A 25,212-nucleotide genomic window follows, 5' to 3' on the forward strand; every position below is an offset into this window, starting at 1 on the left:
GTTTTTTCTTACACAATAAACAACGCTTCCACATATCCCACACTCCCATCCCGTTTCTCCAACAACTCCGGCTGACAGACTTCCACCAGAGAGCAGGCTTTGCAGCGTTTGCCGTAGTCGGGCGGCGGGGTTTGTCCGCTGTTTAAGAGTTCGCGGACGGCGGCTATAGTTGCGAGGGTTTGGGCGCGTAGGCCGAGACCTTTGCAAAAATAGTCTGTTAACGAAATTTGACGCATAAAAATGCGCCAAAAAATTTTCAATTGCCTAAAACCTTCCTAATATTGAGCAAAAAGTAGGAAAAATCAGAAAAGTTTTGCATTTTGAAAATGAGATTGAGCATAAAATTTTAGTAACCTATGTTATTGCAAAGGTCTCAGGCCGTCTGAAAACACGACGGGGACACGGTGGCGGGTTTGCATATACCACAGCGCGCCCTCAGAGACGGTTTGCCCCGTCATTTCTTCCAAGCACAAGCCTTGGGCGCAAAGCTGGATTTCATCCACCGGGTCAGGTTTGGGCTTGCCTCGTTTGTATTCCACAGGTTTCAGACGGCCTGTTTTTGTATCCATTTCCACCAAATCCAATATGCCGCTGATGCCCGGTTTTTCCGCCGAAACGTGTACCGTCCGCTCAAAACGCACGCCCTTGCACGTTTCCGGATCGCCCGAATCTTTGCCGCAATGATATTGCACGCAATCGGCATGGGACTTTGCTCCGACACCCGATACTGCGCCCGACGCAACAGCACATTGCCGTTCTGCCGCCCCTGAAGCCGTCCCAAATAACACCCGTTTTCGGTAAAAAACGCCAAATTCACATTATTTTCGCCGCAAAACCCCAACAGAAACGGCGACACAAGCACATTCCCAAAACAGAAAATATGCCCGATGGAATGCACCGGTAACTGCGCCACCTTCTTACGCTCCTGCTCCACCACCAGTGTCTCCCGCTCCTTATGCAGATAGCTGCCTTGGGTGGTGATGTAGAGTGTGTTTTGCAGTTTGCGCATGGGAAAACTCCTTAGGTTTTGACCGTGCTTTTGGGGTTAAACGAGGGGCTAGCTAAAAATTAGATTTTATCTTCTGCCGGATCAACTTTATACCAATGCTCACGATTTCTTTTACACTCTAATGCTGGTGTAGTTCTTGTTACCCTTCTTTTCTTGCTACCATCAGAATAACGTATATTCTCCCACTCGATTGGCTTATTATAATATTTCATTTCTCCACCGCACTGTGGACATTGAGAAATACTAATTTTCTCTAGACTTAAACGATGCCCCATACCGCTAATAGCATAATTAAAAACTAATGGGTATCTAGTTTGATACTTAGTAATTCTGCGTAATGTAATAGTGATAAGAAATAATACAGCAATAGCTATTAAAATAAATATATAAGTATTATTTATTTCACTTTGTATCATAGTTTTACCATTTACTAAATATAATATGGGTTTAACTATACAATTATAAATAGGTAATAGCCCTGCTAAAGAAATCAGAAAACTAGCCCATGTCAGCCAAGCCATCGTAATGGGGCTTCTCCAAATTGGTTCCGGGGTGTATGTGGCTATTTCGTTTTCATTTATTGAATTTGGTGTATTTTGAGTATGTACATTATGAACATCACCATTAACTATTTGAGTATTCCCATAAAAATTAGCATTTTTAAAATCATTTTTTTGTGTCATGTTTTTCCTTAGATATCTTGAAACTTCAATAGAATATTATTCAGAATTAAATAATATTAAATATGCCCTGAGGTTAGCTGGTTGGGTAAAACAGCATAACCCAACCTGTATGTATTGAATCTATTCTATGACAACAAGTATACTAATCGTCTTCTAAACCCAGTCTTTCTCTTTCTTCTCGTATTTCCTCTAAATCATCTTCACTAAGCTCTCGTTCAAGGTGATAGAATATTATATTTGCATTATCCAGTATTTTATCAATTTCATCTGAATATCTATCTGCAAAATCACCTTCTTCAAGCTCGTCGATATGTTTCGACAATAAGTCTTGTGGCAAACCGCTTTTTAACCCGAGAAAGTCATCATGAAAAGTATAAACTCGGTCATCATGTCCAATATCCACTAAAATATCTACGACATTCTCTACAGTAGGATTTTCTAACTCTAGTTTTTCACCAACATCAGATAGATTGCTAAATTGATGTTCTATATTTCTTGTCATTTACGACTCCTTAAAATGTGTAATTACAATTGAGCATGATTGCTCGTTTTCAGAAATTGCGATTAATTTGGAAGATTCAAGTTAATTAACGTAATAATTTTTTTCAAATAAAATATTACTCCCCAAACAACCCCTTCACATATCCCACACTCCTATCCCGTTTTCCCAGCAACTCCGGCTGGCAAATCTCCGCCAGCGAGCAGGCTTTGCAGCGTTTGCCGTAGTCGGGCGGCGGGGTTTGGCCGCTGTTTAGGAGTTTGCACACAGCGGCGATGGTGGCGAGGGTTTGGGCGCGCAGACCGTCTGAAAACACAACGGGGACGCGGTGGCGGGTTTGCATATACCACAGCGCGCCCTCTGAAACGGTTTGCCCCGTCATTTCTTCCAAACACAAACCTTGGGCGCAAAGCTGGATTTCATCCCCCGGGTCAGGTTTGGGCTTGCCTCGTTTGTATTCCACAGGTTTCAGACGGCCTGTTTTCGTATCCGCTTCCACCAAATCCAATATGCCGCTGATGCCCGGTTTTTCTACCGAAACGTGTACCGTCCGCTCAAAACGTACGCCCTTGCGCGTTTCCGGCTCGTCCGAATCCACCCGCTCATGTAACGCTTTGCCTTGCGCGGTCAAATAGTTCTCCGCCCACGCCTGTTCGTTGTGAATCAAAGCACATTGACGCGGGCAGAAGGCGTAGTGTTGCAGGGCGGAAAGGGGAATCAGGCGCGTATCCTGATTTTCCCTTTGGGTTTCGGTTAAAAGTGCGGTCATCTTTTGCTACAAACAAAAAATTTTTTCTATCCATTCATCTTTATCATATGGATCATGAATACTTTTAAAGCATCCTCTACTTTCAACATTTCTATCTAAATTTTTAACTATCCAATCAACGACACAGATAATTTTGTTCGTTTCAGAAATAACCCCCTTAACGATTCCAATATGTAAAATCTTAATTTCAGACGATCCTTGACCTTTCATGCGTTTGATTGCAATTCGATCACCTACTTGGATTTTTTCTCCTTTTGCAAATTGATCTGGTTGTTGAGAGGATTCCCACTCCAAAACCCAGTAACCATTTTCAACAAAAAATTGATCTTGATGCCCCTGCCCTCCCCAAGAGGCTCCAACTAGCCAATATTTCATATCGTTACTCCTGATTTATTGAAAACTTACAAATACTCTTCCACACTCACGCCATTTAGCCCGTCTGAAACCACGCTGATTTTGTAATCGCCAAAACCGCTTGCGGGCGTACCTGATTCGCCGTTTACGCGTTCGACTTTCACGGCGTCAAACAGTTTATGTGCAGGCTGGCTGCCGAGTGCGCTGTCGTGTTTGAAAACAACCAGTTTGCGTGCCGCCATTTCGCCACGGGCGGCGGAGCGGTCGTGTTCAAACATCAACGTCAGGGCTTGCCAGAGTTTGGCTAAGTCGTCGTCTGAAAAACCGGTTTTGGCGGCAAGGTTGGCGGAGATAAAGCCATGCACGCGGTAGAGCGCGTAAGGGACGATGTATTTGCGCCCCATGGTGCGTTCTTTTTCCAAGTCTTTTTCATTGGTTACCGCCATGCGGGTGATGGAAACTTCCGGCGGCACAATCGGGTCGATGGATTGGGCAAACGCCAGTTGTACCGGGCCGCGCACTTGTCCGCTGTTGACTTCGGTGGTCATCACGGCGCCGAAGGTGCGGATGTCAAAGAAGTTTTTACACATCCAAGCGGTAATATCACGGGCTTTGGCTTCGTCCTTCGGCAGTTTTTGGCTTCCGACTCAATGCCAAGCGCCTCATAAGCGCGTTTGTTTTGCAGGTTCAGCACGCTTTTTTCTTTGACGTAGATTTCGTAACCGGCTTCGTTTTCGCTGCTGATTTCGACAAAATTACGGATTTTGCGTTTCAGGCAGACATCGGTTACCAAGCCTTTGGATGTTTTCGCTTTTGCCCAGCACGGCAGTTTGCAACAAGAGCCGCCAAATAGACGGCGGCGTTTTCCACGCACAAGGCTCAAGGGCTAAATCTTGCCAATGATGCGCCAAGTTTTCCGCCAGCTGCCCAAATGTGGTGTCCAGCCAAAACCGAACAGAAATCCGCGCAGCATTGGGGGCAAGCCCCAAGATGTAAAAACGGGTATTGGGAGAGAGTTCAGGCGCAATTTCTTGCAGCGGACGACCTTTGCCGATTTGTTCCAATACGTTGAAAATTTTGGCGCTTTCTTGTTCGTCATCCGACGGCGTAAACACTTGCGCGAAGAAGCCTTCGGCAGCCTGCGCCGTGGCGTTATAGTGGATTAAATTTAAACCGGTACGGCGTTGCCTCGCCTTGCCGTACTATTTGTACTGTCTGCGGTTTCGTCGCCTTGTCCTGATTTAAATTTAATCCACTATATCATCCGCTTCCGCCCAAAAGACCGTGCTGGCATCGCCTATGGTCAGGCAGTGATTATTTTCGCGGCGCAAGAGATAGTTCAGCGCGGTGGTGTAGGCAAAGGCGGATTGTTCGGAAACAGGCGCATTTGCGCCTTGCTCTTTTCCGAAAGAGGAAAAGGCTTCTTTATTAAACGAAATAATCGAACCGCCGGAGCTTTGCCCGCCAAACACGCCTTTAATCGCCGGATGCAGCCGTGCAATCGGCGCGGTGTCGCCGCTAATCAGGTATAAGCTTTCGAGTGCTTCATCACTTTTCAGGCAGCCTGCCCACAAGGTTTGCGCGGCTTCGCGTTTATGGATAAGAGCGGTCGGTTTTTCAAGAGAAAATGCGGTGTTGGAATCAAGCATTTCGGCAGGCAGGTTTTCGGCAGCGAAATGTGCAGGCTGCCAGTTTTGCAGAAAACGGCATAAGGCTTGTAAACCTTCGTCTTCGCTGTTTTGCAGTAAATCGAGATGGTATTGCTTGAAGGCTTCAAAGGTTTTTTCAGACGGCGTAAACGGTTTTTCTTTGGCTTCGGCTTTGTTTTTATTGGCTTCCACGCCAAGCGCGTAGGCGGTTTTATCCCACAAAAAATTCGGTTTGATACCCGACGTGCGTTTTTCAGGGCGCGGCACACTCATCAGCTTCGGCTGCGGCTTTTTATCGGCAGTCAGATTCGGCACAACGGTTTTCAGACGACCTTCTTTATCCAACACCAAAATCCAGCCGATTTTCTCCTCGCTAAAACCATAAGACGGCACTTTCGGGTTGCCCGTTTCATCGGTTTCCGTTGCCAAACGGCGGTAATAGCGGACAAGGGACGCAAGAATCATGCTTTCACCTCCTCGGCGTAAAACGGCGGCACATCAATCAAGCCGTCTTTCATTTGCGTGCGGAAAAAATGCGGCGTGTTGCCGTGATCAAAATCAATATCGTGCAGCATCCAGCCCAAATCGCGGTTTGCCTCGCTTTCCGATAACGCCGACGGCGGCAGCGGTTCACCCTTATCCGCGCTTTCGCCATTTGCCCTTTCAGGCTGCGGGCATAGGGGCGGAACAGGCGGCGGTCGAATCCTGTTTCATCCGGACAAACGCGTTGGCAGTCGGAAAATCCGGCCGGCCGTGTCAAATAATGCGTTACTTTGGCCGGGTCTTGTTCTTTGTAAGCGGCGGTCTTTTTTTGCGCGCCATCCGCATCTGTTTGGGCGCATGGCAAACGGCGGCTGCCGTACAATCAAAATGTTTGGCGATTTCATGCAGACAGGCATCCGGATGCCGCCCGACATATCGAGCCGGTTTTTGCCTATCCGATTTGGCGGCATTTAGGCCGGTAACTTGATGTTTTAGGCTGCCTGTTTGTTTTTTAAGGCGAATCCGCAGGTAAAGCGTGTTTCTTGACAAGTTAAACGTTGCTGCGGTTTGGCCGGTGTTTTTGCATTGTCCGTAATATAGCGGATTAACAAAAACCGGTACGGCGTTGCCCCGCCCCGGCTCGAAGAGGACGATTCCCTAAGGTAATGAAGCGCCGGGCGGATCGGTTCCGTACCATTCGTACTGCCTGCGGCCCGCCGCCTTGTCCTGATTTTTGTTAATCCGCTATGGTTTAAGGCTTTGTTTCTTAAGTCCGCAGAGTATGCCATGGTTAGACCTTCAACGTCGAGTGTTGTACTATTTTGTTTTTAATTGACTATATTCGTGGCAGACAACACAGCGCGTACAGCCTCGGACGGCTTTTCGCTTTGCTTCCGGTATCGGGTCGCCGCAGTCTTCGCAATGGCTGAAGCCGGCGGTGTTTTCAGACGGCGGTTGGTGTTTCGCCAAGGCTTCCACCAGAAATTCGGCTTCGCGTTCGGATGCGCGGTCGGCAAAATCAGTCATGTTTCAGACGGCCTTTCGTGTGCCAGTTCTGCCAGCCCTCAATTTGGATTTCGAGCTTTCGGTAGTATCCGCCATAGCGGACGGCGTGGTTTAAAAGTTGTTCGGGAGAGCCGCCGGCCGGACGCTCGGGGCGTTCGTATTCGACCAGCAGTCCGGAAGGAACGGGCGGAATTTCCGCGACGGCAACGGTTTTAATCGGGGTATCCGAAGGCACGGTTGTAGAGGTGCAGGCTGTTCGTGCCAAGGCCGTTAAAACGGTTGCCGTCTTTGTCTGCCGCTTCACGGGTTTACTCCTGTAAGGTGTTGCGCGTTTTGTCCAATTCGCTCAGGGCGGCCGCCAAATCCGTGCTTTGTTTTTGGGAAAAGTCGTACCACCGCTGCCTTTCGTCCTGCGCTTTTTTAAGCTGCAAGGCGTATTGTTCCGCCGCAACCATAGAAGAATGCCGATAGGCGGCAATCAGGGCGGTTTGTTCCGCTTCGGCCTTGTCGGCAGCGTACCGGTAGCCGCACGCCCACGCAAGCAAAAGTACAAATGCCCAAAGCAGCCGTTTTTTGGCTCGGACAAATTCAATCATTGCCGCCCCCTTCCTGATTTGCGGATTTTTTGATTTCCGCCAGCTGCGGAACTGCCGCTATGCCGCGTTTGATTAAGGCATAATTAGGAAAGGCCGTCTGAATGGGCTTTTAAAGGGGGTTAAAAGAGTTCATGGGATGGTTGCTTATCCAAATCAGTACAAATGAATTTCAGGTTTTTGTTGTATGCAGGCAAAGGCCATTTTTTCCATACTTCATCTGCACCAACTTTCTCAATCAGCCAATAGACCAACAAAGCTGCTGGCTGACTGAAAAAATACATTTCTTCAGCATTTTCTTTTATCCGCTTGGCAATATATTTCTTCTCATTCAAAAGTGAACGGATGTCAGAAAGAATACTTGATTGGGAAATGCTGGATTGAAATGTTTCTAGAAAAATCATATTGGTTTTTTTATCAACTTCAGGAACAAGCCCTATTTCCTTTTGATAAAGCTGTGATAATTGGGGAAGAAGCTCTTCTTGTGGTTGATTTGCTTCTTTCAAAATTGCCAGAGTACGACTAAATAAGTCATCTGTAGTTTCCATCAAAGCCATGCTCTTCGCGACTTCGCGCTCTGCTTGCTTTGGAACATTGCCGTCAGGCTTGTATATATTGTCATGAACCAGCTCTGCATAAGCATGTTGGAGTAAAGAACGCACCTGAACTTCACAGCACAAATCAGCAGGGATGCTGACATTTTCGGGTGTAATGAATGCTTGTTTAGGACGAATCTCGTAATGTTTGGATTGTATAGTCAAATTGCTTTGGGATTTTGCTGAATTTCATCTGCAAAATCTTTCGAAACTTTAGCATTCCACTGAGATGAGGATTCAATGATTTCACAAACTATTTGAATATGTTCCGCAAGCAATGCCACAAAACGTACGCCGACCAAGTCAGTCATTTGAGTTTGAGGTGAAGTGTAATTTTTTCGGCCAATCTTGGCTAGAGCTGAAGAAATCTCTTTGACTCCAGGCTTTGCTTCAATTTTTAGAAAATTGGCAACCGGAACAGGAGAAATGACATTGGATAATTGATTTTGAATTTCTTCAGCCACAAATCTACCCCAAGCGGAAAATGCCGCTTGGTGGCTTTCTAAATAGCTTTTGAAATCATCAATATCACTCATTTTTGTTGTTGTAACTGTCCTTTAATTAGGACAACAGTATATTCCCCATCTTCCGTTGGCGCAATTTCCATATAGTCCTGAGTATGCTCGGGAGGAGTCAAGATAACTACACCGTTACTAAATCCGTAAGACCTCCGTTTGCGTAAACGAGTTTTAATATATTCAATATCTTTACTTACGGCATTTTGAGGAAAATCCTTTTCCACCATAAATTCTGTATAAGTTGTTCGTTTTTCTTGAGGTAAATGATTTTGGGCAAAATTATTTACACTAATGGTTGCTTCCGCACTTTTCAATGTAACGCGCAATGCTTCATGCGCATCTAATTTTGCATCATCACTTAAATCAGAGTTATCGATAAAATTGCGTGTCCACTCAAAAAAATCCTGCGTCAATTTACGGGAAGAAGCAGCTATACTCATACCCAAGAATACTTGATAGAAATAGGAAGCTGCCGGTCTAGTTTCCGTTTGTGTCATCAGATGGTCATACAAAAAAGCTCGATAATTCCCAGATTGTATTTGCTCTAGCGGCCTTACTGTTTCAGCCACCAAAAAACCTATCTTGAATAATCTTGCTGAATCGGTCAGTAATAATTCTTCTAAGAATTCAATCGTGATAAAGTCATCCTCTTCTTTGGTTCGGAACCCATCTTGAGGTTCAGCCTTAATTACACATAAAAACGGCTTACCGGTATCTCCAACCCTACCTTTTAAAACCAACAAAATACCACCCGGTGCATTTGTATTCAGTTGTGCATCGGTCAACATGTGGGCAAATTGTGCGGAATCCTCAATAAACTCTGCTTCCTCTTTGAGTTGTATGGCTGCCGCTATCTGAAAAAAACTATTTTCAGCCGTATTGACAACAGACATTTCAATGCCATGAGATTTATTACCCAAAGCTTTGGTCAGCCTGGTTTCCAATGTTCTTCTTGCCGTAATAGGCAAATCAATCAAATGTGTACTGATTTTAGGTTCTACACGCTCTCTATTTTCATTTTTCGGATAAATACGATGGGTAATAATTTTTTTCAATTACCAGCCCTTCAAAAGAGTAATTCGTTTCTGTCATCATTTTTCCTATTGTAAGTTAATTAAGGTCTTTTGAAATCTGAACCACTTGGCCGATGACCTGAATATCGGGGTGGTTTTTAATACGCTTTAAAATGCACGGCCGCTCCTATTGCTTAATATCTGTTTCAGAACACCGGAGCAGCCCGACTGTCAGAGTGTCCCAAATGCCGTCTGAAATCTTCAGACGGCATTTTTTATCCGTTGCTCACTTTACCAAGCGCAGTTTGGGCTTTTTTCTCTACCACCAGCTTAAAGGCGGCGTAGTCAGCAAGCTCTTTGCGGCTGCCGCTGCCGAGCTGACGGAACAGGGCAAGCAGTTCTTTTTCTTCAGCACTCAAGGATTCAGACGGCATGGCGGCTGTTTCGCCGCGTCTGCCGTGCATGACGTAATCAATATCGATGCCGATTTTAGAAAAAGAGAATAATTTTTCACTTGATGGGCGATTTTCACCACGCTCCCACTTTCCCCACATCTCACGAGAAAAACCACATTTTTCAGCAGCTTCTGCTTGGTTCAAGCCTAATTTAATTCTTTCTTCTTTCAATCGCTTACCAAAAAGAGAAGTTTTTTCCACTTAAATTTCCTTGAAAAGAGAAATATTTTTCTCATAATTCACACATCAAGACATGAAACACCCTAAATCATCACGAAAAAGGACGAAAAAATGAACACTTTGAAGGCTCATGCGCGACAGCTCATGATGGATCACATACACCCGGCTACGGGAAAAAGCTTGTTTATTTTAAAACAAGCCAAGACCCTGCTGCTGCACAACAGACCGGATGTTTATCGTGCAAAGAGGCCTAAAACTAAACACATTATACCACACGAAAGGCATAAATAATATGGAAAAACCTTTAAATTTCAAGCCTATTCCCTATCCGCAAACGCGCGGCAGCACGGCCGTGTGGTTTAAGCGCAACGGCGTGTGCAAGACGCACCGGGCGAAACATTTCAATTTGGAGCGCACCGCGGTGGAACACCCCTTGCGCGGCAAGCTGAAAGGCAATTTCGGCAAAAGCCACGAAGCGGCGGTAAAATTTGGGCTGAAGGAGGATGCGGATGGCGACGAGTAAAAAGGCGCAGCGGCTGTTGCGGGTGTTTTTGGCGATGGACGCGCATCCGGTAATCGGCATCAGCAATAAGGAGCTTTCAGACGGCCTGGGGCTGACGCCATCACAAGTCAGCAGGGATATTGATGATTTGGTTGCATCGGGATTGGTCATCAAGCTTGAAAACGGCAACTACGCCTACGGCATCAAAACCCTACAAATCGCAGAGCGGTTCAGAAAACAGCAAGAGCGGCTGAATGCGCGCTTGCAAGAATTGGAAAACCGAATTTACTAAATGCGACGACGACGTCGCATTTGAGGAGCAAAAGAAATGGCAACAGAAATTTTAGGACATACGGTCGGCGTAACGGCAAACGAATTGGCTATCCACAGTATGGAGGTTATGGACAAGTTTTCAGGCGGCGAGGCCTACAACGAGACGGTATGGATTGAGCGCGGACGATTTGCGGACGCCAAACGATGGAAGGGATGTTTGAGCCGGGACGCGCGCTGATCATCATCAAAGAGCATACGCCGCATGGGCGGTTTGCCGAAATCGCTGAAAAAGAGTTGGCCTCGGACGGCGGGAATCCCAAAGACTGATGAATGCCACCCTCCGTTTTATCGACCCGAAAATGAAACAAGCGCAGCCTAAGCTGATGACGTTGGGCAAATCCAAACTGCTCGAGCTGCTGGTCGAAGACGACGACACTTTGTTGGAGCTTGCCGAAGGCGGTGAGGTCAACGGCAACACTTTTGACGATGTCGACCGTATGACTATTAAGGAGCTGCGCGTCGCCCTGCGCGAAAGCCGTGAAACGGCGGAAGCGAAAGATAAGGTGATTGCCGATAAAAATAAAAAGGTCGATGAGCTGGCGGAAAAGCTGTCGAAAAAGCAGACGGGTGTCAAAGAGCCTAAACCTGCGGATGTGGGCATCGAGCTGACGATGCAGCTTGGCAGCTTGGAAGTCGGTATCCGCTCGCAAATCAGCCGATTGCGCGATATGTTCGAGCAGATGGCGGCGCACGGCGAGGCGCATGGATTTGACCACCGCGCGAAGATGGTCGGCACGCTCAATCAAATTATTTTGGACTGCGAGCAACTGCGCGAAAGCTATGCCCTACCGACCGAAGCACCGGCAGACAATGTGCCGGAATGGTTGGGCGGTGAAACGGGAGAAGGCGATGAATCCGGCAATGATTGAGCGTCTTAAAGCAGTCGAAAATCAGGCGGAAGCAATGGGGCGCGGCGCACGCTCTGCATATCTTAAGCAGCAGGCGCAGGAATTGGGCATCAGCCTTGCCACGCTATACCGCAAGCTGGAGGCGGTCAGCGTCAAGCCGACGCGCAAACGGCGCAGCGATGCGGGCAAGACGGAGCTTAAACCGGAAGAAGCCAAATTGATTTCGGCGGTTTTGGCGGAGGCGATGAGGCGCAACGGCAAGCGGTTGATGCCGGTGCGGCAGGCGGTGGAAATGCTGCGCGCCAACGGGAAAATCGAGGCGGCGCGGATTGACGGGGAAACCGGGGAAGTCATCCCCCTTTCTGAAAACACCATTACCCGGGCTTTACGGGAATACAAGCTGCATTCCGACCAGCTTTTGCAGCCCGACCCCGTCAGCCGCATGAAATCGGAACACCCGAACCATTGTTGGCAAATCGACCCGAGTTTGTGCGTTTTGTATTTCCTGCCGCGTCAGGGCAAGGATACGGGGCTGCGGGTGATGAAGGAAGAGGAGTTTTATAAAAACAAGCCGAAAAACGTCGTCAAAATCGAAAACGACCGCGTTTGGCGGTACACGGGGACAGACCATGCCTCCGGCACGATTTCGGTGCGTTATTACTTCGGCGGCGAAACCAGCGCGAACCTCTGTGATTTTTTCATCTACATGATGCAGGCGAAAAAAGACATCGGCAAAGACCCGTTCCGGACCGTACCGCGCATGGTCATGCTTGACCCGGGCAGCGCGAATACTTCGGCGGCGTTTAAAAATTTGTGCAAGCCCTTGGATGTGCATGTGCAAATCAACAAGCCGGGCAATCCGCGTGCCAAGGGGCAAGTGGAAAAAGCCAACGATATTGTGGAAACGGCATTTGAGAGCGGGTTGCGCTTTACCGAGGTACACGACATCGACCAGCTCAATGCTTTATCGGAACGCTGGATGCGTTACTACAACGGTACGCAAAAACACAGCCGCCACGGCATGACCCGCTATCAGGCGTGGAACAAAATCAAACCCGAGCAGCTCATCCTGCCGCCGCCTGCCGAATATTGCCGAGAGCTTGCCGTCAGCGCGCCGAAAGAGGCGAAAGTCTCGGCGGATTTGGAAATCCGCTTTGGCGGACGGGTATATAGCGTAAAAGGCATCAAGGGGATTTTGGTCGGTAAGAAAGTTTTGGTCGGTAAGAATCCTTGGGAGGCAAACGGGGCGCGGGTCGCCACTTATGACGCGGAGGGTAACGAGGTTTGGGTATCCGTACCCGAAGTAGTTTTTGACGAGATGGGCTTCAAGGCTGATGCCGCGGTCATCGGGGCGGAATACAAAGCCCCGGCCGATACAGACGCGCAACGGCATCGCAAAGAGCTGGACAAGCTGGCGATGGGTGCGGAAACGCTGGAGGCGGCAGCCGCCAAACGCAAAGGCAAGGCAGTCCCGTTCGGCGGCAAAATCGACCCGTACAAACATCAAGAAGATACGCTTGCCGCAAGCAATACGCTCTTTATGCCCAAACAGGGGCAACAGATGGATTACAACAAGATGGAGGTCGCCGAGCAGGTATTGAGCAAGGTCGAAATCGCCAAACGCTTAAAACCCCGCGTCGAGGCAGACGGCGGCGACTGGAAACAGGCAGTGTCGGTCATCCTCAAACACTACCCGGAAGGTGTGACCGAGGGCAGGCTGGAAGAGGCGTTTGAACGCACCCGGACAAGATGCCGTCTGAAACTTTTGAAAACCGGTTAGGTTTCAACCGAAAACAGCTTTTATAGTGGATTAACAAAAATCAGGACAAGGCGGCGAAGCCGCAGACAGTACAAATAGTACGGCAAGGCGAGGCAACGCCGTACCGGTTTAAATTTAATCCACTATAAAAACCACCCTGCTTGTCCGATGCCTCGGGACGGACGGGCAAACCGACACGGCACGCAAACCGCGTCGGCAAAAATGCCGTCTGAAAAAATTCAGACGGCATCTTCAGACACATTACCTGCAAACGGCAACACATTCCAATCCAAACCGATCAGGCAATCAATACGAACGGCTGTTTACATACTTACCAGCTTTCACCAACCGGTATCGATTTAACCGATTTCCTTAATATTTTTCCTGTCCGTTTTAAACTTCGCCTTAAACACATCCGGTAAATCTTTATCGAAATACCAAAGCCCGTCATCCATTTCCAATGCGCCGCCCATTCCATGCAGAACGACTTTTCCCCCGTTAAAGGATCGGTTTCGGTAATTTCCACCTCATGCATTTTTCCCCAATCCAAAACAGGCAACTTGTGTGCAAACGCCAAAACTTGTTCGTCAGAACGGCCGCACGCCTTATCGCATCGGCCTGAAACATATACGGGACAAGGCTCATCCTCTGCATAACCGTCCGGAAGGATACCGGCTGAGGCAGGACACAATCCGTATGTTTCCGCCCACGACGACAAAGCCCGTCTCGCCGCCTTTTTATTGGCAAATAATCCGGTAGGCGGATTATCCGTCACACCGTTTTTCAAAGCCGCTGTTTTCGCATTCAACATGCCGTCTGAACCTTTTTCAAACCTGACGGTCGTAAATGTTTTAAGCAGATTTTTGGCAGATACATAACAACCCGAATGATAACGTCCGACCAATTCCGCTTTAATCTTATATGCATGCAGGCTGCCCAATGCGGGAAAAAAAAACGGACTTCCTCCGTATTGCACCAATCAAACGGGGGCTTTTCCGGAATCCAACAAAGCCGCAACCTCGCCATATGCCCGTTCAAACGTACCGATATAATTTACTTTTCCCCCGCCGTCGAAACAGGCAAGCACACCTGTACCGTCGGGCAAACCGTACAGCCGTTCCCTCAACCGTTCGGGAAGCGCGGCAGGAAAAAGTTTCGGATTCGTCAAACGGAAACACTGCCTGCTCCACTCCTCAAGCCCGTGTGCCGACAGGCTGTATTCCAAATAATCACACAACGCCGATACATCCGCCATCGCACGATGCCTGTCTTCCACAACAATCCCCAACCTTTCGATGATACCGTCCAGGCTGTGCTTGTAAAACTGCGGATACAGCCGACGCGAAAGCTGCACACTGCACAAAGCAGGCGATGAAAATCCGATACCCGCACGATGAAACTCATGCTTTAAAAACGTATAGTCGAAACGGCTGTTGTGCGCCACCAGCACGCACCCCTTCAATACCGAAAACAACCCGCCGGCAATTTCAGCAAACACCGGCGCGTCGGCAACCATGCCGTCTGAAATCCCCGTCAGTTCCGCCACAAACTTCGGAATCGGTTTTTGAGGATTGACCAGCCATTCATACCTCTCCGCCCTTCCCTGCCCAAACTTGACCAAAGCCACTTCGGTTACCCTGTCTTCATACAGATTGCCGCCCGTCGATTCCAAATCAACCACGGCAACAGGCATTCCAAACCGTAAAAACGCCTTTTCCAGCAAGGGCCAGCGGGAAACAACAATCATTTTATTCTCTTTAAATTCAAACAACAAACCGATATTTTACACTTTTAAGGCATTTCATCCAACAAAATAATTGACAGAATCCGATGATTACCATAAAATTCAAAAATTTATTGCAGCGCACCCGTAGCTCAGTTGGATAGAGTATCTGGCTACGAACCAGAGGGTCGGGCGTTCGAATCGCTCCGGGTGCGCCAGTAAGAAAATACAATACGCGCCCATCGTCTAGCGGTTAGGACATTGCCCTTTCACGGCGGTAACCGGGGTTCGATTCCCCGTGGGCGTGCCAGATTCCAAATCCCCGAAATAATCCCTCGGGGATTTTTATTGCCTCGGCAATTCGTTACCATATCTTTACCTACCCACTTCATCAGAATCTCAGACGTAATCGAATCATATTCAAACTTTTGCCATGCAAACCGATATCCCATAACCGGATGCGGTGTCCGTTCAATATAGTGGATTAAATTTAAATCAGGACAATGCGACGAAGCCCCAGACAGTACAAATAGTACGGCAAGGCGAGGCAACGCCGTACCGGTTGAAATTTAATCCACTATATTTTGTCCGATTGGTACAGATATAACAGCATATTCCAAAGCTCCTTCTGCTTTTCTGTTTACCACTGCAATATTTAGAGTATAATACCAAATTTGAGTAATGGTTCTAAAACAATTAAAACCATTTTTCATGAGCCTGACTGATTCGTATATTCGGAGAAACTGATGCAGAATATTTTTGACCCTTTGATTATTCGTGGAAAATCCCTTATTCCCATCGTGCAAGGCGGTATGGGGGTCGGTGTTTCCGCATCGGGTTTATCCAGCGCGGTGGCGCGTGAAAACGGCATCGGAACGATTGCCAGTGTAGATTTGCGCCACCTTCACGAAGACCTGCTCGCCGAATCCCAAATCAATCCGAGTGAAGAGAAATATACGTCTTTGAACTGTACCGCATTAGACAGGGAAATCCAAAAAGCCAAAAGTGCTTCAGAGGGAAAAGGACTGATTGCGGTCAACGTGATGAAGGCGGTCAAAGACCACGCCGCGTATGTCCGCCAGGCTTGCGAATCAGGGGCGGATGCGGTCGTGATGGGTGCCGGCCTGCCTTTAGACCTGCCGGAAATGACCGAGGGCTATCATAAGGATGTCGCGCTGCTGCCGATTCTGTCCGAATCGCGCGGTATTAATATCGTCTTGAAACGTTGGATGAAAAAAGGCATATTGCCCGATGCGATTGTAGTCGAACATCCTGCCCATGCGGCCGGACATTTGGGTGCATCAACCGTTGAAGGCGTAAACGATGCCAAATTCGACTTCAAACGCGTGATTGAGGAAACGTTTGAAGTGTTTAAAAATTTGGGGCTGGAGGGAGAAAAAATCCCGCTTATTCTTGCGGGAGGCATGGCAAATTTTGAAAAAGTCAAAACCGCCCTAAAGAACTGGGGAGCCTCCGCCGTTCAAATCGGTACGGCTTTTGCCGTTACCGAAGAAGGAGATGCACACCTCAACTTTAAAAAAACGCTCGCCAGTGCGGAAACTGAAAAAGTAGTCGAATTTATGTCTGTTGCCGGTTTGCCGGCGCGCGGTATCCGCACCAAATTCCTAGACAGCTATATCAGGCGCGAAGGCAAACTTCAGGCAAACGCCAAAGCCGACCCGCGCCGCTGTACCCAAGGTTTAAACTGCCTGACCAGCTGCGGTCTGCGCGACGGGCTTTCCAAAGCAGGGCAATTCTGTATTGATATCCAGCTTGCTGCCGCATTCCGTGGAGAAGTTGATAAGGGGTTGTTTTTCAGGGGAAAAGACCAGCTTCCCTTCGGTAATGCCATCCGCACCGTCCGCGAAACGATACAATATCTGCTGACGGGGAGCGAACCTGTTGCAACGCTCGGACGCTGACATCAGGTAGGATTTGATTTGCAAACAAAATGCCGTCCGAAGGGCTTTCAGACGGCGTTTTTCAGGTTGTGTTCCGGAACAGTGTCGAAAAAACGGAGAGAAATAAAAACGTTTTTATGTGAACAAAATGCCTTCCGCATTATGTCGGACATACAACACAAATGCCGTCTGAAGCCTTTCAGACGGCATTTTTCAGGCTGCCTTTCGGAATGATGTTAAAAAATAAACGGGATGAGATACATTTATTTTCGTCCGACAAATCAGACCATCACGCCGAATAATCAAACAATGCCTGCCCGACATTGCATATAACAAACCAATGCAATGAAAACACGGCTTTTTTATTTGCTTCCTGCATTATTGAAAAGTTTGTCCATCGGGGTCAAATCGACCGCATTGCCCTGGCTGGTAATCCATTTGTTCTCGACGCGCCACACGCCTGCCGCGTCCTCCACGCGCACATACCAGTGGTTGGCCGGCGGAAGGGTTTTGAACACCGCCTCATATTCCGCCCTGCCGTTCTGCGCGCTGCCGACGGGCTTGAGGGCGACGGTTTGATCGTCCGCCTTGCGGGTCGGGTGCATCAGCAGCAGGTTCAAAGGCTGTTTGCCGTCAAACTCGCCGCCGACAAACACTTTTGCCGCATTCATATCGGGAGAAATGAGGACCTGCACCCCGATATGCCGTCTGACGGCTTCTTCATCCCGATGAAGCTGGATGTCGATATGCTTGCCATCCTTATAATAATCGTCCGTAACCAAATCTGTCGCGTGCTGCTGCGCGACAAAAAACATAGCGACGCTGGCGATGACGACAAAAATCGGCCCCGCCATCAAGACCCACGGCCAGACGTGTTTGTACCAAGGCTTGATTGGATTGTTTTGAGACACGGTTATTCTCCGATAAAGGTTGCGTCTTCTTCCAAAACAACCGGCTTGCCGTCTGATGCACCGCTTTCCCGGTATTGGAAGATAAACTCGATAGGATGACTGCCTTTGTCCGCGTATTCCGGAATGGTGGACACTTGGACGGGAAGGGTTATTGTTTCGCGCGGAGCCACTTTTATACCGCCTTCAGGCAGCCCGGTCAGGGCGATTTCGTCAAATCCTTTGACACTTGCGGTAATCAGCTGTTCTTTTTCGCTGTTGTTGATGATACGCAGGCTATATGCGTTTTCCAGCCAACCTTTGGCGTTTTCGCGCACCATTACGCCACGGTCTTTCAGAATATCGACTTCGACCATTTTGCGCGTGGACAAACCGACCAGGAAGGCGGCGACAACCACTGCCAACACCGCGCCGTAACCTGCCACGCGCGGTCTGAGCAGCCGTTTTTTAATGTCTTTTTCGGCATATTCGTGTTCCAGCGCGCTTTCGGTCGTATAGCGTATCAAACCGCTCGGATAACCCATTTTGTCCATAATCTCATCGCACGCGTCGATACAGGCGGCGCAGCCGATACATTGGTATTGCAGGCCGTTGCGGATGTCGATGCCGACGGGGCAGACTTGGACGCACATCGCACAGTTGATGCAGTCGCCCAAACCCGCCTCTTCCTTGTTGACCGTTTTCTTGCGGGCGCCGCGCGGTTCGCCGCGCTCCGCGTCATAAGAAACAATCAGCGTGTCCTTATCGAACATCGCGCTTTGGAAACGTGCGTACGGACACATATGCAGGCACACTTTTTCGCGCATAATATGGGCGAAGAAGAAGGTCATAAAGCCGTAAAACGCTGCGGCAAACATCGCGCCGCCGCCTGCTGCTCCGGTGAATAAATCGGGAACAAACTGGCGGATGGGGACAAACCAGCCGGCAAACGTGATGCCCGTCCACGCGCAGACAAGGAAAATCAACAGGTATTTGGTGGCTTTGATGCGGATTTTGGTGAAATTCCACGGCGATTTTTCCAGCTTCAGGCGTTTGTTTCTATCGCCTTCGACCAGGTTGTCGATCCACAGCATAATTTCGGTGTAAACCGTTTGCGGGCAGGAATAGCCGCACCACAAACGGCCGGCAATCGTCGTCCACCAAAACAGCCCGAAGGCGCAAATCATCAGCAGCAGGGCAAGGTAAATCAAATCGCCCACCCCCAACGACAATCCGAAAATGAAGAAATGCCGTTCGGGGATATTGAAAACGACGGCCTGCCTTCCGCTCCAATTGAACCACGGAATGACGTAAAACACAAACTGGGTCGCCAATACGGCGGCGATACGCAGTTTGGCGAACCGTCCTTCCGCCTTTTTGGGATGGATGCGTTCGCCTTCGGGATGGATTTGAATCACGCTGGCACGCGGATCGAACGTTTTTTTCACTTTCGGCGCGGCTTTTGTTTGTTCGGACGTGCCGATTCCGGATGCCGGACTGCCGGCTTGGTTTTCCGTGGTCATTCTGCATTCCTTAGATTTTTGATTGATGGTTTGCCCGTTACCGCCGCCGTTTTGCTTTTCAGACGTCATTTTTCTTGTTTTTTTAAGGCATTGTGTTTCAAGTTTTGAGAAAATCCGCTTTTCCCAAAATATATTCCCGCTATTGTACAACTTTATGTGCCGTCCGGATGTATTGGGCGAATACATTTCCCATCCGCATCAAAACGCCCTGATTTTACCGCACCGCCCGAACAAAATTAAAATACTCTTAAAAAACAAAGACTAAAAAAACAGACACCCCCTTATCGGCAGAACCGCCGGCGCAAGCTCATAAACAAACGCTATCAACAATCCGGCACACAATCTATAACGTTTTATTTCAAAAGGAATAATGGCAGGCTTCGCCCGCAAATCGAAAATCCTTCCCCACCGCCCACCCCCTGCCGCCGCCTTCCCCCGCGTCCGCCCTTTTCTTGAAAGCATAAGCGAATCGGGCGATAATCAACGCCTTCCGATTATCCACTTATCCGAAACACCAGCAAGGAAAATACAAAATGTCTCAACTGGCAAACGTAATCCGCTTCCTCTCGGCCGATGCCGTTCAAAAAGCCAATTCCGGCCACCCCGGCGCGCCTATGGGTATGGCGGAAATGGCGGAAACATTGTGGACGAAATTCCTCAATCACAATCCCGCCAATCCCAAATTCTACAACCGCGACCGCTTCGTCCTCTCCAACGGTCATGCGTCTATGCTGTTGTACAGCCTGCTGCACCTGACCGGCTACAACCTGAGCATTGAAGATCTGAAAAACTTCCGCCAGCTGCACAGCAAAACCCCCGGCCATCCCGAATACGGCTACACCGACGGCGTGGAAACCACGACCGGCCCGTTGGGGCAAGGTATTGCCAACGCAGTGGGCATGGCATTGGCAGAAAAAATCCTTGCCGCCGAATTTAATAAAGACGGTTTGAACATCGTCGATCACTACACTTACGTCTTTATGGGCGACGGCTGCCTGATGGAAGGCGTATCGCACGAAGCCTGCTCACTCGCCGGCACCTTGGGCTTGGGCAAACTGATTGTTTTGTATGACGATAACAATATCTCCATCGACGGCAAAGTGGACGGCTGGTTTACCGAAAACATCCCGCAACGCTTTGAAAGCTACGGCTGGCACGTCGTTCCCAACGTAAACGGCCACGACACCGCCGCCATTCAGACGGCCATCGAAGCCGCCCGCGCCGAAACCGGCAAGCCGTCCATCATCTGCTGCAAAACCTTAATCGGCAAAGGCAGCGCCAACAAAGAAGGCAGCCACAAAACCCACGGCGCGCCTTTGGGTGCGGACGAAATCGAAGCCACGCGCAAACATTTGGGTTGGGCTTATCCTGCGTTTGAAATCCCGCAAGAAATTTACGATGCGTGGAATGCCAAAGAAAAAGGCGCGAAACTGGAAGCCGGATGGAACGAACTGTTCGCGCAATATCAAGCCAAATATCCTGCCGAAGCCGCAGAATTCGTGCGCCGCATGGATAAAAAGCTGCCGGAAAACTTTGACGAGTACGTTCAGACGGCATTGAAAGAAGTGTGCGCCAAAGCGGAAACCGTCGCCACCCGCAAAGCCAGCCAAAACAGCATCGAAATCTTGGCAAAAGAGCTGCCCGAACTGGTGGGCGGTTCTGCCGACCTGACCCCGTCCAACCTGACCGACTGGTCAAACAGCGTCTCCGTTACCCGCGACAAAGGCGGCAACTACATCCACTACGGCGTGCGCGAGTTCGGTATGGGTGCGATTATGAACGGTTTGGTATTGCACGGCGGTGTAAAACCCTTCGGCGCGACTTTCCTGATGTTCAGCGAATACGAACGCAACGCCTTACGCATGGCGGCACTGATGAAAATCAACCCCGTCTTCGTATTCACCCACGATTCCATCGGTTTGGGCGAGGACGGCCCAACCCACCAGCCTATCGAGCAAACCGCCACCCTGCGCCTGATTCCGAATATGGACGTATGGCGGCCGTGCGACACCGCAGAATCTCTGGTCGCTTGGGCAGAAGCGGCAAAAGCCGAAGACCACCCGTCCTGCCTGATTTTCAGCCGTCAAAACCTGAAATTCCAAGCACGCAGCGAGCAACAACTGAACGACATCAAACGCGGTGCTTACGTAATCAGTGAAGCCCAAGGCAACGCCCAAGCCGTCATCATTGCCACCGGTTCCGAGGTAGGATTGGCTGTAGAAGCGCAAAAAGTATTGGCAGGACAAGGTATTGCCGTGCGCGTCGTTTCCATGCCGTCCACCAGCGTCTTCGACCGGCAAGACGCCGCCTATCAAGCCGCCGTCCTACCGGAAGGCCTGCCGCGCATCGCCGTAGAAGCCGGACACACCAACGGCTGGTACAAATATGTCGGACTGAACGGCGCAGTCGTCGGCATCAACCGCTTCGGCGAATCCGCCCCTGCCGATCTGCTGTTCAAAGCATTCGGCTTTACCGTGGACAATGTGGTTGATACGGTGAAATCCGTGCTGTAAACCTCAGCCGCCGCATCAAATGCCGTCTGAATGCTTTTCAGACGGCATTTTTTTGCCCTCCCGCCTTGATGCTTCCTCATTCCGCCAATCTCCATTATAATATTTGCGAATCACTCTTATTCACATTTCAAAAGGAGAAACGTATGAACACCCGCACCGAACACGACACGATGGGCAATGTCGAAGTCCCGTCCGAAGCCTATTGGGGCGCGCAGACCCAGCGCAGCCGCAACAATTTCAAAATCGGCGGCGAAACCCTGCCGCAGCCGCTGATTTACGCTTTGGCGTTGGTGAAAAAAGCCGCCGCCGCGACCAATGTTTCCCTCGGCAGGATTAAGCCCGAACAGGCGGATTTGATTACGCAGGCGGCGGATGATGTACTGAACGGCAGGCTCGACGGGCAGTTCCCCTTAGTGGTTTGGCAGACCGGCTCCGGTACGCAGTCCAATATGAACATGAACGAAGTGCTGGCAAACCGCGCCAACGAAATTGCAGGTACGGGTTTGGCGGCGTACCGGCCCGTCCACCCCAACGACCATGTGAACCACGCGCAATCGACCAACGACGCGTTCCCGACCGCCATCCACGTCGCCGCCGCGATTGAAATCAACCGCCACCTTATTCCGGCGGTAAAAGCCTTGCGCGATACATTGGACAAAAAAGCCCAAGCCTTCGCCCCCATCGTCAAAATCGGCCGTACCCACTTGCAGGATGCGACGCCGCTGACTTTGGGACAAGAATTTTCCGGCTACGTTTCCCAACTCGACCACAGCTTAGGCCGTCTGAACGACGCGCTCAAAGGTTTGTACGAACTCGCCTTGGGTGGAACGGCGGTCGGTACGGGTTTGAACAGCCATCCCGAATACGCTGAAATAGCCGCCGCCAAACTCGCCGAACTGTCCGGCCTGCCGTTTGTCAGCGCGCCGAACAAATTTGAAGCCTTGGGCGGACGCGATGCCGCCGTTGCCGCTTCGGGCGCATTGAAAACGCTGGCGGCAAGCCTGAACAAAATCGCCAACGACATCCGCTGGCTGGCAAGCGGCCCGCGCTGCGGCTTGGGCGAAATCAAAATCCCCGAAAACGAACCGGGTTCGTCCATTATGCCGGGCAAAGTCAACCCGACCCAATGCGAAGCGATGACGATGGTGTGCTGCCAAGTGTTCGGCAACGACGTTACCATCGGTATGGCGGGCGCGTCGGGCAATTTCGAGCTGAACGTCTATATGCCCGTCATCGCCTACAACCTCTTGCAATCCATCCGCCTCTTGGGCGACGCGTGCAACAGCTTCAACGAAAACTGCGCCGCCGGCATCGAACCCGTACCGGAAAAAATCGACTATTTCCTGCACCATTCCCTGATGCTGGTTACTGCGTTAAACCGCAAAATCGGCTACGAAAACGCCGCCAAAGTCGCCAAAACCGCCTACAAAAACGATAAATCGCTGCGCGAAACTGCCGTTGGGTTGGGCTTGCTGACGGGCGAAGAGTTTGACGAACTGGTCGTCCCTGCCGATATGGTTCATCCGCGCTAATCCTTCCCTCAAATAAAATGCCGTCTGAAGCCTCGTTCAGACGGCATTTTCCGTTGCCTGCGAACTAGCGGCGTTTGAACAGCCTGTCCCCCACCGCCGCCGTAACCGCACCCCCGACCACGACGAGTGCGCCGACATAACCCAAACCGTTCATATCCGGCGCGGCAAAAGTATCAGGCATCACATAATGCCCGAGCAAAGAAAATATTACGGTAAACACGGGGAGCAAGGTTGTTACCGCGCTGACTTTGGAAGCCTCCCAATGTTTCAACGCCTCGCCGAACGAGCCGTAACCGATTAACGTATTCAAGCAGCAATACACAAAACAAACCCACGCCAACGTACCGTCCAAACTTCCGATGTGTGCCGGTTCGGCAAACGGCAGGAACACGGCGGCACTTGCCGCATAAATCAACAGCAGAATCTGTTGCGGCCCGAATTGCGCCGACAGCAGCTTTTGCGCCACGGCATAACACACCCAGGCCATACTGCCTGCCGCACACAGCAACACGCCCTTCGCATACGCGCCCAAACCCGACAACTCGCCGAATTTGTCGTTAAAAAACATAAGCAAACCGACAAGCAGCAAAACCAAACCGATTTTCTGCGCGGCAGTCATCCGGTCTTTAAACACCAACACGCCGACAACAATCATCGTAAACGGCGAAATCTGCCACAAAACCTGCGTCGTGGTCGGCGAAATATAATGCAGCCCTTGGGCAATCAGCACAAAGTTTGCCGAAATGCCCGTCACGCCGAGCAGCAGCAGCCTGAATGAATGCCAAGAAAAATCCCGCCGCTTCGGCAGCCGCCCGCCCAATGCCAGCAAAACAAACAATACCGCCGCCGCCACTGTAAAACGCACCCACACCAGCGTCGGCGCATCGACAAACTTCAATACCTGCCGCACGGCAATCGGCAGCATCCCCCACGTCATCGCCGCCAAAAGTGCCAACGCGAAGCCTAGGAGCGGCCTTTGGTTTTCCATCCTGATTTCCCTATTTTTAAACAACCGTATTGCCGGACGATGCCGGTTTGCCGCATCGGGCAATGATGGTTCAAGCGTTTGGCGTTTGATTCCAACCCTTTGATTTCAAACAAACTGGCTGAAGCCCGACTATTGCTTCGCACTATTTGAAAACACCGCCTCAATTTTAAAATGCCGTCTGAAAACAGCGGGGGAGTGCGGCAGGCATCGCTTGCCTCAAAACGCCCGAACGGCGCAATCGCAACGTTACGCCCAACGCAGGGGGCGGCAACAAGCCGGCCCAAATGCAAAAAAGAGAAACCTTGCCCCGTAAGGTTTAAGGTTTTTCCGTCCTTTATGACTTCCCTCCGCGAGGATGTCCGGCCGTAAAATTCAGAACGGGATGTCGTCGTCAATGTCCTCGACCGGGGCGGCGGCCGGCACGGGTTGGCGGCGCGGCGCGGCGGGTGCTTCTTGGGGATGGGACGGCGCGTCGGGAGCGGGCTGCCGGCTTTGCTGAGCGGGGCGTTGGTAAGCCTCCTGATTCTGACCGTAACCTTCATCGTAAGGCGCGCCGCCGCTGTTTTCATTGCGCCCGCCCAACATTTTCATTTCATTGGCGACAATATCGTAAGCGGTGCGTTCGATGCCGTCTTTGCCTTGGTATTTGCGGCTTTGGATTCTGCCTTCCAGATAAACCAGCCCGCCTTTTTTGAGGTATTGCCCGGCAATTTCCGCCAGTTTGCGGTACATCGTGATGTTGTGCCATTCGGTGCGCTCTACGCGCTGGCCGTTGCGGTCGTTCCAAGTTTCGCTGGTGGCGACGCTGAAATTACACACTGCCTCGCCGTTGGGCATATAGCGCACTTCGGGATCGCGTCCGAGGCGGCCGATAAGGATGACTTTGTTCAATGACAT

At 50.1% G+C, this 25,212-nt stretch carries 23 protein-coding genes, 2 tRNA genes and 9 pseudogenes; 10 read left to right on the forward strand and 24 right to left on the reverse strand.

Annotated features, from left to right (window positions below; translation table 11 throughout):
* Window positions 1–8: 8 nt before the first annotated feature.
* From HT085_RS05390 to HT085_RS05480, 18 genes and pseudogenes are all read right to left on the reverse strand, one after another.
* Window positions 9–236: a CRISPR-associated protein Cas4 gene (locus HT085_RS05390; RefSeq protein WP_080281776.1), complete on the reverse strand. Its 228-nt coding sequence runs from the start codon at window positions 234–236 to the stop codon at window positions 9–11.
* A 135-nt stretch (window positions 237–371) separates the two neighbouring features.
* Window positions 372–692 (reverse strand): annotated as a pseudogene (locus HT085_RS05395) (CRISPR-associated protein Cas4); the annotation flags it as partial.
* Window positions 653–1,009: pseudogene (gene cas1, locus HT085_RS05400) on the reverse strand (CRISPR-associated endonuclease Cas1); the annotation flags it as partial. The pseudogenes cas1 and HT085_RS05395, both read right to left, overlap by 40 nt.
* A 59-nt stretch (window positions 1,010–1,068) precedes the next feature.
* Window positions 1,069–1,692: a hypothetical protein gene (locus HT085_RS05405; RefSeq protein ID WP_003688258.1), complete on the reverse strand. Its 624-nt coding sequence runs from the start codon at window positions 1,690–1,692 to the stop codon at window positions 1,069–1,071.
* Between the two features lie 142 nt (window positions 1,693–1,834).
* Window positions 1,835–2,194 (reverse strand): hypothetical protein, encoded by a 360-nt coding sequence (locus tag HT085_RS05410; RefSeq protein WP_003691018.1) that lies wholly within the window; start codon window positions 2,192–2,194, stop codon window positions 1,835–1,837.
* 115 nt (window positions 2,195–2,309) lie between these two features.
* Entirely contained in the window at window positions 2,310–2,960 is a 651-nt protein-coding gene (gene cas4 / locus HT085_RS05415; protein ID WP_003691017.1) for a CRISPR-associated protein Cas4, read from the reverse strand.
* A 6-nt stretch (window positions 2,961–2,966) separates the two neighbouring features.
* Window positions 2,967–3,335: a hypothetical protein gene (locus tag HT085_RS05420; RefSeq protein ID WP_003688254.1), complete on the reverse strand. Its 369-nt coding sequence runs from the start codon at window positions 3,333–3,335 to the stop codon at window positions 2,967–2,969.
* Between the two features lie 26 nt (window positions 3,336–3,361).
* Window positions 3,362–4,122 (reverse strand): annotated as a pseudogene (gene cas7c, locus HT085_RS05425) (type I-C CRISPR-associated protein Cas7/Csd2); the annotation flags it as partial.
* A gap of 19 nt (window positions 4,123–4,141) precedes the next feature.
* Window positions 4,142–5,428 (reverse strand): annotated as a pseudogene (cas8c, locus tag HT085_RS05440) (type I-C CRISPR-associated protein Cas8c/Csd1); the annotation flags it as partial.
* Window positions 5,425–5,604: pseudogene (locus HT085_RS05445) on the reverse strand (type I-C CRISPR-associated protein Cas5c); the annotation flags it as partial. The pseudogenes cas8c and HT085_RS05445, both read right to left, overlap by 4 nt.
* A pseudogene (locus HT085_RS11570) lies at window positions 5,580–6,100 on the reverse strand (IS630 transposase-related protein); the annotation flags it as partial. The pseudogenes HT085_RS05445 and HT085_RS11570, both read right to left, overlap by 25 nt.
* A gap of 162 nt (window positions 6,101–6,262) precedes the next feature.
* Window positions 6,263–6,472, reverse strand: coding sequence for a TraR/DksA family transcriptional regulator (locus HT085_RS05455; protein WP_003693377.1), 210 nt, complete (start codon window positions 6,470–6,472; stop codon window positions 6,263–6,265).
* The gene (locus HT085_RS05460) at window positions 6,465–6,686 is read right to left on the reverse strand and encodes a hypothetical protein (protein WP_010358352.1); all 222 of its coding nucleotides are present in this window, start codon (window positions 6,684–6,686) and stop codon (window positions 6,465–6,467) included. The genes HT085_RS05455 and HT085_RS05460 overlap by 8 nt, the downstream gene beginning before the upstream one ends.
* Before the next feature lie 73 nt (window positions 6,687–6,759).
* Window positions 6,760–7,047 (reverse strand): hypothetical protein, encoded by a 288-nt coding sequence (locus HT085_RS05465; RefSeq protein ID WP_003688246.1) that lies wholly within the window; start codon window positions 7,045–7,047, stop codon window positions 6,760–6,762.
* A gap of 119 nt (window positions 7,048–7,166) precedes the next feature.
* Entirely contained in the window at window positions 7,167–7,805 is a 639-nt protein-coding gene (locus HT085_RS05470) for a nucleotidyltransferase family protein (RefSeq protein ID WP_003691011.1), read from the reverse strand.
* Window positions 7,802–8,176 carry a nucleotidyltransferase family protein gene (locus HT085_RS11495; RefSeq protein ID WP_010358353.1) on the reverse strand — a complete coding sequence of 125 codons (375 nt, stop codon included), beginning with the start codon at window positions 8,174–8,176 and terminating at the stop codon, window positions 7,802–7,804. Before HT085_RS11495 ends, HT085_RS05470 begins: the two co-directional genes overlap by 4 nt.
* A complete protein-coding gene (locus tag HT085_RS05475) occupies window positions 8,173–9,213 on the reverse strand; it encodes a nucleoid-associated protein (RefSeq protein WP_003691008.1) in 1,041 nt (346 codons plus the stop codon). The genes HT085_RS11495 and HT085_RS05475 overlap by 4 nt, the downstream gene beginning before the upstream one ends.
* A 233-nt stretch (window positions 9,214–9,446) precedes the next feature.
* On the reverse strand, window positions 9,447–9,827 hold the full coding sequence (locus tag HT085_RS05480; protein WP_003688243.1) for a helix-turn-helix domain-containing protein: 381 nt from the start codon (window positions 9,825–9,827) through the stop codon (window positions 9,447–9,449).
* A gap of 271 nt (window positions 9,828–10,098) precedes the next feature.
* Here HT085_RS05480 and HT085_RS05485 point away from each other — a divergent pair, with 271 nt between their 5' ends.
* The 4 genes and pseudogenes from HT085_RS05485 (at window position 10,099) to HT085_RS05500 (ending at window position 13,269) form a co-directional block, all read left to right on the forward strand.
* The gene (locus HT085_RS05485; RefSeq protein WP_003691006.1) at window positions 10,099–10,329 is read left to right on the forward strand and encodes a helix-turn-helix domain-containing protein; all 231 of its coding nucleotides are present in this window, start codon (window positions 10,099–10,101) and stop codon (window positions 10,327–10,329) included.
* Window positions 10,316–10,600: a winged helix-turn-helix transcriptional regulator gene (locus tag HT085_RS05490; RefSeq protein ID WP_003706365.1), complete on the forward strand. Its 285-nt coding sequence runs from the start codon at window positions 10,316–10,318 to the stop codon at window positions 10,598–10,600. Before HT085_RS05485 ends, HT085_RS05490 begins: the two co-directional genes overlap by 14 nt.
* Before the next feature lie 36 nt (window positions 10,601–10,636).
* Window positions 10,637–11,510, forward strand: a pseudogene (locus HT085_RS05495) (hypothetical protein).
* On the forward strand, window positions 11,503–13,269 hold the full coding sequence (locus tag HT085_RS05500) for a DDE-type integrase/transposase/recombinase (RefSeq protein ID WP_003701232.1): 1,767 nt from the start codon (window positions 11,503–11,505) through the stop codon (window positions 13,267–13,269). The pseudogene HT085_RS05495 and the gene HT085_RS05500 overlap by 8 nt, the downstream one beginning before the upstream one ends.
* A 40-nt stretch (window positions 13,270–13,309) precedes the next feature.
* Here the strand turns inward: HT085_RS05500 and HT085_RS05505 are convergent, their stop codons facing one another.
* Both HT085_RS05505 and HT085_RS05510 read right to left on the reverse strand, forming a co-directional pair.
* Complete coding sequence (locus HT085_RS05505) at window positions 13,310–13,498, reverse strand: hypothetical protein (protein WP_071201060.1); 189 nt, start codon at window positions 13,496–13,498, stop codon at window positions 13,310–13,312.
* A gap of 109 nt (window positions 13,499–13,607) precedes the next feature.
* Window positions 13,608–14,995 (reverse strand): annotated as a pseudogene (locus HT085_RS05510) (3'-5' exonuclease).
* Between the two features lie 117 nt (window positions 14,996–15,112).
* Between HT085_RS05510 and HT085_RS05515 the strand changes: the two are divergent.
* The 4 genes and pseudogenes from HT085_RS05515 (at window position 15,113) to HT085_RS05530 (ending at window position 16,893) form a co-directional block, all read left to right on the forward strand.
* Window positions 15,113–15,189, forward strand: a tRNA-Arg gene (locus tag HT085_RS05515).
* 17 nt (window positions 15,190–15,206) lie between these two features.
* Window positions 15,207–15,281 (forward strand) — tRNA-Glu (locus HT085_RS05520).
* 162 nt (window positions 15,282–15,443) lie between these two features.
* Window positions 15,444–15,560, forward strand: a pseudogene (locus HT085_RS05525) (IS5/IS1182 family transposase); the annotation flags it as partial.
* 157 nt (window positions 15,561–15,717) lie between these two features.
* Window positions 15,718–16,893: an NAD(P)H-dependent flavin oxidoreductase gene (locus HT085_RS05530; RefSeq protein ID WP_003691002.1), complete on the forward strand. Its 1,176-nt coding sequence runs from the start codon at window positions 15,718–15,720 to the stop codon at window positions 16,891–16,893.
* Window positions 16,894–17,234: 341 nt separating this feature from the next.
* Here HT085_RS05530 and HT085_RS05535 read toward each other — a convergent pair whose 3' ends face one another.
* The gene (locus HT085_RS05535) at window positions 17,235–17,783 is read right to left on the reverse strand and encodes a FixH family protein (protein ID WP_003688232.1); all 549 of its coding nucleotides are present in this window, start codon (window positions 17,781–17,783) and stop codon (window positions 17,235–17,237) included.
* A 2-nt stretch (window positions 17,784–17,785) separates the two neighbouring features.
* A complete protein-coding gene (gene ccoG, locus HT085_RS05540) occupies window positions 17,786–19,282 on the reverse strand; it encodes a cytochrome c oxidase accessory protein CcoG (protein ID WP_003688230.1) in 1,497 nt (498 codons plus the stop codon).
* Between the two features lie 533 nt (window positions 19,283–19,815).
* Between ccoG and tkt the strand changes: the two genes are divergently transcribed.
* Window positions 19,816–21,795, forward strand: coding sequence for a transketolase (tkt, locus tag HT085_RS05545; protein ID WP_003688227.1), 1,980 nt, complete (start codon window positions 19,816–19,818; stop codon window positions 21,793–21,795).
* A 143-nt stretch (window positions 21,796–21,938) separates the two neighbouring features.
* The gene (fumC, locus tag HT085_RS05550) at window positions 21,939–23,327 is read left to right on the forward strand and encodes a class II fumarate hydratase (protein WP_003691001.1); all 1,389 of its coding nucleotides are present in this window, start codon (window positions 21,939–21,941) and stop codon (window positions 23,325–23,327) included.
* A 64-nt stretch (window positions 23,328–23,391) separates the two neighbouring features.
* Here the strand turns inward: fumC and HT085_RS05555 are convergent, their stop codons facing one another.
* Together HT085_RS05555 and HT085_RS05560 are read right to left on the reverse strand one after the other, a co-directional pair.
* Complete coding sequence (locus HT085_RS05555; protein WP_003695068.1) at window positions 23,392–24,315, reverse strand: DMT family transporter; 924 nt, start codon at window positions 24,313–24,315, stop codon at window positions 23,392–23,394.
* 372 nt (window positions 24,316–24,687) lie between these two features.
* On the reverse strand, window positions 24,688–25,212 hold the full coding sequence (locus tag HT085_RS05560; RefSeq protein ID WP_003688219.1) for a single-stranded DNA-binding protein: 525 nt from the start codon (window positions 25,210–25,212) through the stop codon (window positions 24,688–24,690).

The sequence above is a fragment of the Neisseria gonorrhoeae genome (assembly GCF_013030075.1).
Lineage (GTDB): Bacteria > Pseudomonadota > Gammaproteobacteria > Burkholderiales > Neisseriaceae > Neisseria > Neisseria gonorrhoeae.